Annotated in this window: 6 protein-coding genes; 3 read left to right on the forward strand and 3 right to left on the reverse strand. The window is 44.5% G+C overall.

From position 1 onward, the window contains the following. The first annotated feature begins 192 nt into the window (after positions 1-192). Positions 193-837, forward strand: coding sequence for an adenylate kinase (gene adk / locus ATB78_RS26150; protein WP_005425498.1), 645 nt, complete (start codon positions 193-195; stop codon positions 835-837). Positions 838-976: 139 nt separating this feature from the next. Next, positions 977-1,942: a ferrochelatase gene (hemH, locus tag ATB78_RS26155; protein ID WP_061011000.1), complete on the forward strand. Its 966-nt coding sequence runs from the start codon at positions 977-979 to the stop codon at positions 1,940-1,942. Positions 1,943-2,033: 91 nt separating this feature from the next. Here hemH and ATB78_RS26160 read toward each other — a convergent pair whose 3' ends face one another. Beyond that, positions 2,034-3,422: a peptide MFS transporter gene (locus ATB78_RS26160; protein WP_009707222.1), complete on the reverse strand. Its 1,389-nt coding sequence runs from the start codon at positions 3,420-3,422 to the stop codon at positions 2,034-2,036. 333 nt (positions 3,423-3,755) lie between these two features. On the opposite strand from ATB78_RS26160, the gene rfaH reads away from it, so the two are divergent. Further along, a complete protein-coding gene (rfaH, locus tag ATB78_RS26165; RefSeq protein ID WP_005436951.1) occupies positions 3,756-4,256 on the forward strand; it encodes a transcription/translation regulatory transformer protein RfaH in 501 nt (166 codons plus the stop codon). Between the two features lie 112 nt (positions 4,257-4,368). Here the strand turns inward: rfaH and asnB are convergent, their stop codons facing one another. Both asnB and ATB78_RS29965 read right to left on the reverse strand, forming a co-directional pair. Next, entirely contained in the window at positions 4,369-6,033 is a 1,665-nt protein-coding gene (gene asnB / locus ATB78_RS26170; RefSeq protein WP_009707221.1) for an asparagine synthase B, read from the reverse strand. Between the two features lie 43 nt (positions 6,034-6,076). Then, positions 6,077-6,338 (reverse strand): hypothetical protein (locus ATB78_RS29965; protein ID WP_208990577.1); only part of this gene is annotated, 262 nt, incomplete at its 5' end.

Consider the following 6,338-nt stretch of genomic DNA (forward strand, 5'->3'; position numbering starts at 1 on the left):
TTAATCTGCTCATTGCGTAGTGAACCTGTGTTAGAATCGCAACACTTGAATGTGAGTAATAAGGCGTGTATTTTGGCTCGCCTAAACGTTATACCGAAACTTATCGTTGTGAGCACTTCGTAGGGTTAATGACCTAGAAGTCCAGTTATTGTGAGCTTCGGTATAAATCTTAAATATTAAAGAGGATAAATCATGCGCATCATTCTTCTAGGTGCTCCAGGTGCAGGTAAAGGCACACAAGCAAACTTCATCATGGATAAATACGGTATTCCACAAATCTCTACTGGTGATATGCTTCGTGCTGCTATCAAAGCAGGTACAGAACTTGGCAAACAAGCTAAAGCTGTTATCGACGCTGGTCAGCTAGTTTCTGATGAAATCATCCTTGGCCTAATCAAAGAGCGTATTGCTCAAGACGATTGCGAAAAAGGTTTCCTACTAGATGGTTTCCCACGCACTATCCCTCAGGCTGATGGCCTAAAAGAAATGGGCGTTGACGTAGATTACGTTATCGAATTCGACGTAGCTGACGACGTGATCGTTGAGCGTATGGCGGGTCGTCGTGCTCACCTTCCTTCAGGTCGTACTTACCACGTTGTTTACAACCCACCTAAAGTGGAAGGTAAAGATGACGTTACTGGTGAAGACCTTGTTGTTCGTGATGACGACAAAGAAGAAACAGTACGTGCACGTCTAGGTGTTTACCACGAGCAAACTGCTCCGCTTATCAACTACTACGGTAAAGAAGCTGAAGCAGGCAACACTAAGTACCTTAAATTCGACGGTACTAAGCAAGTTGCAGAAGTAAGCGCAGATATTGAGAAAGCGCTAGCATAATTTGCTAACGGCAAAATTTAATATTTTGATATATTTAAAAGCGACCCTCGGGTCGCTTTTTTATTTAGCCTGAAAGTACGCTGAACCATTTGGTTCGATGCGCCGTACAAACCAAGCCGTTTACCATGAATAGGATGTTATGAAAAACAACAATAATAAACAGGGCGTGTTACTGGTTAACTTAGGTACGCCTGATGAGCCAACCGCACCGGCCGTTAAACGCTTTCTAAGTCAGTTTCTTCATGATCACCGTGTCGTTGATATGACGCGTTGGCTTTGGTGTCCGATTCTTCACGGTGTCATTCTACCAATCCGCTCTCCAAAAGTAGCCAAGCTTTATCAATCGGTTTGGATGGAAGAGGGATCGCCTTTGATGGTGTACTCAAAACGACAAGCTCAGAAGCTTGCTGCGGCACTTGATATGCCTGTTGAGTTAGGCATGACTTATGGCAACCCAAGTCTGCAATCAGGCTTTGAAGCGTTGCAAGCTCAAGGCGTAGAAGAAGTGATTGTATTGCCGCTTTACCCGCAATACTCAGGCACTACGACCGCGGCTGTTTCTGATGGCATGACGAAAGCATTCAAAAACATACCTGTAATGCCAGAATTTAGCTTTATCCGCGACTACCACAATCATCCTAAGTACATCGCTGCACTTGCTCAATCAGTTCGTGAACATTGGGCTGAACATGGTCAAGGCGATTACCTGCTTTGTTCTTACCATGGTATCCCTAAGCGCTACGCAGACAACGGAGATATCTATCCTAAGCATTGTACAGAGACAACACGCTTGCTTGGAGAAGCGCTAGGTTTGAGTGACGACCAGATCGGCATGACTTACCAGTCTCGCTTTGGTCGAGAAGAGTGGCTACAACCATACACGGACAAGACACTAGAAGTGCTACCAAGTAAGGGCAAGAAGAAGCTCAACGTGCTGACTCCTGCGTTCTCTGCAGACTGTTTAGAAACGCTAGAAGAGATCTCAGAAGAGTGCCGAGAGATTTACCTAGAAGCAGGGGGCGAGAGCTTCAGCTACATTCCATGTCTGAATGATAACGATGACCACATCGAGATGATGGTAGAGTTAGTTCGCTCTAAGCTGTAACCGTTGATTGAACGTGTCTTAAAGTGGCGCGGATAAGAGACAACAAAAAGGGTCGCGATTGCGACCCTTTGTTTTTATTTGCACTTTAATATTAAGCGATTTGAGTTTGTTGCTCTTCAATCTGTTCCGCTGTGCTGTGCGTGTTTTCAGCACCATGCATCCAACGAACGAGAGTGTTAGAGAACAACAGTAGAATCACACCAGAAACAGTTGCTGTTACTGCGATACCGCTGAAGATTGCTAGTGCGCCTAGTTCACCTACGTGGGAACCAACATAACCAGCAACGTAGTTTGCGATTGCGTTACAACCGAACCATGCACCCATCATTAGTGATGCAAGACGTAGCGGAGCTAGCTTAGTTACTAGAGATAGACCAATAGGAGATAGACACAGTTCACCCAACGTATGGAAGAAGAACGCGCCGACTAGCCATAGCATTGATGTTTTAACCGCAGTATCACCACCTTGCTCCATAACAGCACCAACCATACATAGGAAGCCTAGTGCTAGGAAGAACATCGCAAAAGCGAACTTCATTGGTGAGTTAGGTTCACGTTTACCCAGTTTCACCCATAGAACGGCTAATACAGGTGCAAGAGTAATAATGAAGAATGGGTTTAGTGATTGGAACCACGCAGCAGGAACTTCAAAGCCACCGATCATACGATCTGTGTATTGTTGCGTGTAGATGTTCATTAGACCGCCAGCCTGCTCAAAGCCCGCCCAGAAAACGATCGTAAACAGGCTCATCACAAGGATAACCTTGATACGGTCGACTTCTTCTTTCGTTAGAGGCTCTTTTTTCGCAGATTTCTTAATTGCTAAGTCACGTTTAGCTGCTGGTACACGGCCAATGTCACCTAACCAAGATTGCGCCATAGTCATTTGCATCACAAGGCTGATGATCATACCAACACCAGCGGCAATGAAACCTGCTTTCCAACCAAATTCATTGGTTACTGAACCTGAAACGACACCAGCAAGTAGCGCACCTAGGTTGATACCCATATAGAAGATAGTGAATGCGCCATCACGACGGTTATCACCTTCGTTGTAAAGGTCACCAACCATGGTTGAAATGTTTGGCTTAAATAGGCCGTTACCACAGATAAGCAGAGCAAGACCTAGGTAGAAAGTGTGTAGAGAGCCAAGACCTAGTGCATCTGCTGGCATTGCTAGTGTGAACTGGCCAATAGCCATTAACGCACCACCAATCAGGATTGAACGGCGTTGACCCAAGTAGTTATCCGCAAGGTAACCACCGATAAGAGGCGTGATGTAGACAAGTCCAGTATAGATGCCGTAAAGGTCTAGGGCATCTTTAGTCGACCAGCCAAGACCACCATTCATTGTAGTGTCAGTTAAATACAGTACTAGAATGGCGCGCATTGCGTAGTAAGAAAAGCGTTCCCATAGTTCTGTACCGAACAGAAGGAACAAGCCACGTGGGTGACCAAAGTATTGATGTTGGTTTGACATAAGCTCTTCTAATAGTAGTTATTACATTTTTTAACGAAATCTACGTATACATGTCATTTTGATGACTTACAAACAATAAAATTTTATGTGACGATTCGTTTGCCTTATTAAATGATGGTTCTACGTTGATTTGGTGGGCTTTTCGTCGGTGAATTGGTCGTGTTACAAACTTATTTTTCATTTTTGTCTATAGACTTATTTTCTTAACCTTATGAAAAGGTGTAAGTTGTATGTGCAATATAAAGTGGCTTATTGATAGGTTACTTGAATGTCCATGACTCATCTTGGCCTTAATGCTAGGATGAAACAAAAACATAATTGGCTAGTAATAAAATGAAACGTTGGTATTTATTGTATTGTAAACGAGGAGAGCAAGTTAGGGCTAAGCAACACCTTGAAAACCAAGGCGTAGAGTGCTTTTACCCAACTTTCGAGGTCGAAAAGATCTTGCGAGGTAAGCGACAGAAAGTCGAAGAACCTTTGTTCCCTTGTTATGTTTTTGCCCGATTTGACTACGAACAGGGCCCTAATTTTACTTCAGTTCGCTCTACGCGAGGTGTAGTAGACTTTGTTCGTTTTGGCGCTCAGCCTAAAGAGATACAGGGCGATTTGGTGTATGAGCTCAAACAGCTTGATAAATGCGTAGACGAGCAGGCAAGTGATGAATGCATGCCTCAACCTGGCGATCAGGTTCGTGTGAAGAGCGGACAGTTTGCGGGTATTGATGCCATCTTCCAAGAACAAGATGGTGAGAAACGTTCAATTATGCTGGTTCAGATGATCACCAAGCGTGTACCTGTCAGCATAGACAACAGCGATTTAGATTTAAAATAGTCTAATTCCATCAAACACAAAAAAGAGGTGCGAAAGCACCTCTTTTTGATCGTATCTATTATGCCTGTCATAAAGGGCTGGTGGAGCCAACCCTTATTGATGTCGCTTAAAACTAGTATGAATCGTTGTGAACGGTCTGTACTGCACGGCCTGATGGGTCAACACAGTTTTGGAACGACTCATCCCATTCAATCGCTTTCGCTGAAGAACACGCTACTGAAGGGCCGCCAGGAACACACTCTGCCGCAGATGGCAGTGGGAACAACTCTTCAAAGATTTCGCGGTATACATAACCTTCTTTTGTTGTTGGTGTGTTGTAAGGGAAACGGTATTGCGCTGTTTCCATTTGCTGGTCCGTCACTTTCTGTTCTGCTACTTCTTTCAACGTATCGATCCAGCTGTAGCCTACGCCATCAGAGAACTGCTCTTTTTGACGCCATGCGATCGATTCTGGCAGGTAGTGCTCGAAACACTCACGAAGAATGTGTTTCTCCATCTTGCCGTTGCCACACATCTTGTCGGCTGGGTTCAAGCGCATTGCTACATCAATGAACTCTTTATCTAGGAAAGGTACACGGCCTTCTACACCCCAAGCTGCTAGTGATTTGTTAGCACGTGCGCAGTCAAACATGTTCAGAGCTAGAAGCTTACGTACAGTCTCTTCGTGGAATTCTTGAGCGTTTGGTGCTTTGTGGAAGTACAAGTAACCACCGAAAATCTCATCCGCGCCTTCGCCAGACAGTACCATCTTGATGCCCATTGCTTTGATCTTACGACCCATTAGGAACATTGGTGTTGAAGCTCGAATCGTTGTTACATCATAAGTTTCAATGTGGTAAATCACATCACGAATCGCGTCCAAACCTTCTTGGATGGTGTACGTCATTTCGTGGTGAACCGTACCAATTTGGTCGGCAACTTCACGAGCCGCTTTCAGATCAGGGGCGCCTTCTAGACCAACAGCAAAAGAGTGCAATTGTGGCCACCAAGCTTCAGACTTCTCATCATCTTCAATACGCATCGCTGCAAAGCGTTTTGCTACCGCAGATGTAATAGAAGAATCTAGACCGCCTGAAAGAAGTACACCGTAAGGCACGTCAGTCATCAGTTGGCGCTTGACCGCTGCTTCTAGCGCTTCAGTCAATTCTTCTTTGCTAGTGCTGTTGCCTTGTACTGCTGCATACTCATTCCAGTCGCGGATGTAGTAGCGTTGAGGCTCTGCATCTGCACTGCCGTAGTGACAACCTGGAGGGAACTCGCTCACGGTCTTACATACTGGTACTAGCGCTTTCATTTCTGAAGCAACGTAGTAGTTGCCGTGCTCATCGTAACCTTGGTAAAGCGGAATGATACCGATGTGGTCACGACCTACTAAGTATTCATCTTTTTCTTCATCGTAAAGTACGAATGCAAAAATACCGTTTAGTTCTTCAAGAAGGTCTGCGCCCATGTCTTGGTATAGCGCTAGGATAACTTCACAATCTGAATCGGTTTGGAATTCGTATTTGCCTTCGTAGCGAGCACGAATCTCTTTGTGGTTGTAGATTTCACCGTTTACAGCAAGGATGAGTTTTTTATCAGGGCTGTATAGTGGTTGCGCACCACTATTTAGGCCAACGATCGCTAGACGTTCATGCGCTAGAATTGCGCGCTCTGATGAGTAAATACCAGACCAGTCTGGACCGCGGTGACGAAGCTTTTTCGACATCTCAAGGGCGATAGGGCGCAATGCTGCTGCATCGCTCTTAATGTCTAAAATGCCAAATACTGAACACATACAACATCCTTTTTAAACTAAACAATTTTTAATCGGTATGGGTTCAATTTGCCATTCTGAGTAAAAAAAGCAACGTTTGATGATTAAAAAAATGATAAAAAGGCTTGATGATTAGATTATATTTAAAAATAGCTTTGATTTGGTGAATGAGATCAAGGTTTGGTTTAAAAAATACACAAAAATGTATGGTCCGCCCCGTTATTGCAACTACAATTAAGTCATAACGGAGTTGGTTTGCGCTAATGTATTCGGAGTCCTTGTTGGGAGCACTAGCTTCCCAGCTCCACGATGATATCTGCGCCAGA

It is taken from the genome of Vibrio sp. CUB2, from assembly GCF_001557945.1.
GTDB classification, from domain to species: domain Bacteria; phylum Pseudomonadota; class Gammaproteobacteria; order Enterobacterales; family Vibrionaceae; genus Vibrio; species Vibrio owensii.

Excerpts from the sequence above, each read along its gene's own strand:
- asnB (WP_009707221.1), bottom strand. The coding sequence starts at position 6,033 with ATGTGTTCAGTATTTGGCATTTTAGACATTAAGAGCGATGCAGCAGCA.
- hemH (WP_061011000.1), top strand. The coding sequence starts at position 977 with ATGAAAAACAACAATAATAAACAGGGCGTGTTACTGGTTAACTTAGGT.
- ATB78_RS26160 (WP_009707222.1), bottom strand. The coding sequence starts at position 3,422 with ATGTCAAACCAACATCAATACTTTGGTCACCCACGTGGCTTGTTCCTT.
- rfaH (WP_005436951.1), top strand. The coding sequence starts at position 3,756 with ATGAAACGTTGGTATTTATTGTATTGTAAACGAGGAGAGCAAGTTAGG.
- adk (WP_005425498.1), top strand. The coding sequence starts at position 193 with ATGCGCATCATTCTTCTAGGTGCTCCAGGTGCAGGTAAAGGCACACAA.